The sequence below is a fragment of the Micromonospora sp. WMMD736 genome (genome assembly GCF_049179015.1).
Classification (GTDB): domain Bacteria; phylum Actinomycetota; class Actinomycetes; order Mycobacteriales; family Micromonosporaceae; genus Micromonospora.
Window position 1 is genome coordinate 1 of the sequence record NZ_JBMHMI010000066.1, and the last position, 3755, is coordinate 3755.

At 64.1% G+C, this 3755-nt stretch carries 3 protein-coding genes; 2 read left to right on the forward strand and 1 reads right to left on the reverse strand.

What is annotated here, in order from left to right:
* Positions 1-175 precede the first annotated feature (175 nt).
* Entirely contained in the window at positions 176-1477 is a 1302-nt protein-coding gene (locus ACN269_RS33590) for an amidohydrolase family protein (protein ID WP_421477199.1), read from the reverse strand.
* 251 nt (positions 1478-1728) lie between these two features.
* Here ACN269_RS33590 and ACN269_RS33595 point away from each other — a divergent pair, with 251 nt between their 5' ends.
* Together ACN269_RS33595 and ACN269_RS33600 are read left to right on the forward strand one after the other, a co-directional pair.
* Positions 1729-3141 (forward strand): ABC transporter substrate-binding protein, encoded by a 1413-nt coding sequence (locus ACN269_RS33595; RefSeq protein WP_421477201.1) that lies wholly within the window; start codon positions 1729-1731, stop codon positions 3139-3141.
* Positions 3142-3147: 6 nt separating this feature from the next.
* Positions 3148-3755: ABC transporter ATP-binding protein (locus ACN269_RS33600; RefSeq protein ID WP_421477203.1), on the forward strand; the 608-nt coding region annotated here is incomplete at its 3' end.

Sequence of the window (3755 nt, forward strand, 5' to 3'; positions counted from 1 at the left end):
GCACTTCTGTCTCGGTGCCGCGCTGGCCCGGATGGAGATCAACAGCTTCTTTTCCGAGCTGCTGCCGCGACTCCGCTCAGCGGAGCTCACCGGTGTGCCGGAGCATATGGCGACGACATTCGTCGGCGGCCTCAAGCACCTACCGATCCGCTATTCAGTTACCGGGAGCTGACCTTCAGCTCCCGGAGTTGCCCCGTGCGGCAGCGTTCAGGGCCTCGAAATGTCCTGCACCGCCGCCGCGTTCGCCTTCCTTGTGATGGCTGAGCGCCTGGATGGAGACGTCGTGCCCTTCGGCGGCTTTGCGTAGGGCGCCGATGGTGGCCTGGTCTTTGGGGACGTGGCTGAACGGGTCGAAGTGATACCAGCGCATGGCGTTCTGGTAGGTCATCTTGTTGATCTCGTCGTCGGGCACGTTGTTGGCGGACAGCACCTCGTGCAGTTGCTCGGGGGCTCCGGGCCACATCGAATCGCTGTGCGGGTAGTCGGCTTCCCAGCAGATGTTGTCGATGCCGATCTCGTTGCGCAACGCGACCCCGATCTTGTCGGAGATGAAACAGGTCAGGAAGTGATCCCGGAACACCTCGGAGGGCAGTTTGCCGCCGAAGTTCTGATGGGTCCAGGTCGAATGCATCTCATAGGTGCGATCCACCCGCTCCAGGAAGTACGGAATCCAGCCGGTGCCACCTTCGGACAACGCGATCTTGAGACCCGGATACTTCTTGATCGGCTTCGACCACAACAGATCGGCGGCGGCCTGCACGATGTTCATCGGCTGCAGGGTGATCATCACATCCATCGGCGCGTCCGGGGCGGTGATCGCCAACCGCCCCGACGAGCCGATGTGCACATTCATCACCGTGTCGGTGTCCACCAACGCCTGCCACAACGGCTCCCAGTAGTCATCGTGAAACGACGGGTAGCCCATCGCGGCGGGATTCTCGGTGAACGTCAACGCATGCACCCCCCGCTTGGCGTTGCGCCGCACCTCATCGGCACAGGCCTGGGCGTCCCAGATCACCGGCAGACACATCGGGATGAACCGGCCCGGATAGGCCCCACACCACTCCTCGACATGCCAGTCGTTGTAGGCCTGCAACAACGCCAGGCTGAACTCGTGATCCTCGGTGGCGAACAACCGCCCGGCGAACCCCGGAAACGACGGAAAACAGATCGACCCCAAAATCCCGCCGGCGTTCATGTCCTTGACGCGCTCATCGACCTTCCAGCACCCCGGCCGGATCTCATCGAGACCCTGCGGCTCCAGCCCGTACTCCTCCTTGGGCCGACCCGCCACCGCATTGAGCGCCACATTCGGAATCACCACATCACGGAACTGCCAGGTATCCGACCCATCAGCGTTATGCACCAACCGCGGCGCCTCATCCAGATACTTCTTGGGCAGATGGTTCTTGAACATGTCCGGCGGCTCAACCACATGATCATCCACACTGATCAAAATCATGTCGTCCTTGTTCATGCCGATACTCCTGGTTAGTGGCTTACCGTATGGACAACAGTTTAGCTTCCGTGTGGCGTCGGGGTCCGGAGTTGCCCGGGTCCTGCTGAAATGGCGCCGATGGTCGCGTCCGCCGAGGCACAGCGGCGGGCCGGCGCAGCCGCCCGTGACCCGGTTGCTCAGATCGACATCGAATTGCAAATCCCGCGGGGAAACGGACGAGCCCCCGTACAGTGTGACGCGGCACCCCCGTTCGATGGAGGCTCCGGCGAATGCTCAACACTGCGATGCATGGCTTCAACAGGCGCAGGTTTCTCCAAACGTCGGGCCTGGTGATCGCCGGTACGGCAGTTGCCGCCTGCGGCGAGGAGCCGCGCGAGGCTCCCGCGGCGCCCGCGACCGGGGCGCCCAGCGCGGAGTTCACCCCGCCCGCGGCACCGCTTTCCGGAGACTTGAGCATTCTCATGTGGAGCCACTTCGTCCCGGCCCACGACACCTGGTTCGACCCATGGGTCAAGGAATGGGGCAGCAAGGTTGGCGTGAACGTGACGGTCGACCACATCAACTATGCCGAACTCGTCCCCCGCACCAACGCCGAGATCCAGGCCGGGCAGGGGCACGATCTGATTCTGCACATCGCACCGGTGCCACAGTTCGAGCGCAGCTGCCTCGACCTTGCGGACGTGGTCGACGAGGCCGGCAGGCGCCATGGCGAGCAACTCGACCTGTGCCGCAAATCCAGTTACAACCCGACCACCGACCGGTGGTTCGCCTACACGCCGGCCTGGGTTCCCGACCCCGGTGACTACCGCGGAACCCTCTGGGAGTCGGTCGGGTTGCCGAACGGACCGGCCACGTATGAGGAGCTACTCGTCGGCGGAGCGGAGATCAAGAACACCCAGGGCGTGCCGGTCGGGATCGGGATGTCGCAGGAGATCGACTCCAACATGGCGGGCCGTGCGTTGTTGTGGTCCTTCGGCGCCTCGATTCAGGATGCGAACGAGAACGTCGTCATCAACTCGGCGGAAACCGTCGAGGCGGTGGCCTACATGACCGATCTGTACAACCGGTGTATGACGCCGGAGGTGTTCGGCTGGGACGCCGCATCGAACAATCAGGGCCTCGTGGCCGGAGAGCTGTCATACATCCTCAATTCGATCTCGGCCTGGCGCACCTCCCAGGAGAACAACCCGGTCATCGCCGACGACACCTTCTTCACGCCGGCGCTGCGCGGGCCGAAGGATGCCCGAGTGGCAAGCCACGTCATGTACAACTGGATCGTTCCCAACCACGCGGCGAATCCGGACGCGGCCAAGGAGTTCCTGCTCTACTACACCGACAACAGTGCGCTCGCGACCTGGAACTCGAAGCTGTACGACTTCCCGGCGTTCCCGGCGACGGTGCCCGACCTCGACGAATGGCTGGACAACGACCCTTACGGCGCCAAGCCCGCAGACAAGCTCTCCGTGCTCAACACCGCGACGGAATGGAGCACCAACGTCGGCTATCCCGGACCGGCCAGCACCGCGGAGGGAGAGGTCTTCGCGACTTTTGTCATCCCGAACATGTTCGCGAAAGCCGCTCGCGGCGAGATGAACCCGCAGCAGGCCGTGGCCGACGCCGAAGCGCAGATCACGCCGATCTTCGACAAATGGCGCCGACAGGGCCTTATCGGCGGCGGCTGAGGTGCGATGGCGATAGTCGAGGTCCGCGGTCTACGCAAAGTGTTCGACCACAGCCAGGCCCCCGCCCTCGACGGCATCGACCTGGCCACCGCCGAGGGCGAGTATCTGGTGTTGCTCGGCCCGTCCGGGTGCGGCAAGACCACGCTGTTGCGCACCATCGCAGGCCTTGAGCGGCCGAGTTCGGGAGATGTGCTCATCGACCGGCAGGTCGTGACCGGCTTGCCGCCGCGGGCCCGCAAGATCGCCATGGTGTTCCAGAGCTATGCGCTCTACCCGCACAAAACAGTGTTGGCCAACATCGTCTTTCCGCTGCGCGCGGCGGGCATGGCAAAGGCGGCGAGGGTGGAGCGTGCAGGTTGGGCCGCTGAGTTGCTTGGCATCGCACATCTGTTGTCCCGCAAGCCGCGTCAGCTGTCCGGTGGCGAACGCCAGCGGGTGGCATTGGCGCGTGCGCTGGTTCGCGAACCCACGGTTTTCCTGCTCGACGAGCCGCTGTCCAACCTCGACGCCAAGCTACGCGCCAGCGCACGTGACGACCTGAAGCGGTTTCAGCAGGACCTCGGCACCACGACGGTCTACGTGACGCACGACCAGGTCGAGGCGATGGGCCTCGG